The organism is Bartonella sp. AA86SXKL, from assembly GCF_042196885.1.
The window spans coordinates 364-637 of the sequence record NZ_JBHIRE010000443.1 but is presented as its reverse complement, the minus strand read 5'-3'; the positions used below and the strand labels follow the sequence as shown (position 1 = coordinate 637).

Below are 274 nucleotides of genomic sequence, written 5' to 3'. Positions count from 1 at the left end.
AACAAGGCGAAAAGATCACACTTTCTCATCATTTTATTCTTGTTTCTAATATCCTTGCAAGCGATGAAGGCAAAGAAATTTCTAAAGGAAATAGTAAAGTTGTCTGTGCTCGTCTTTCTGATGCGCTTTATTTTTGGCAAACCGACCAACAAAATTTGCCCGATATCAAAGATTTAGAATCTTCTGCAAAGAAATTTGATCTTGATTTAACAAAACCTCTCGATCAGAGAATGGCGCGATTGGATCATTTAAATGTAACTTTCCATGCAAAATT

The 274-nt window shown here is 34.7% G+C and carries 1 protein-coding gene; it reads left to right on the top strand.

Annotated features, from left to right (window positions below; translation table 11 throughout):
• A partial coding sequence (locus ACFIO5_RS12540; RefSeq protein WP_375705582.1) for a glycine--tRNA ligase subunit beta occupies window positions 1-274 on the top strand: 274 nt, incomplete at both ends.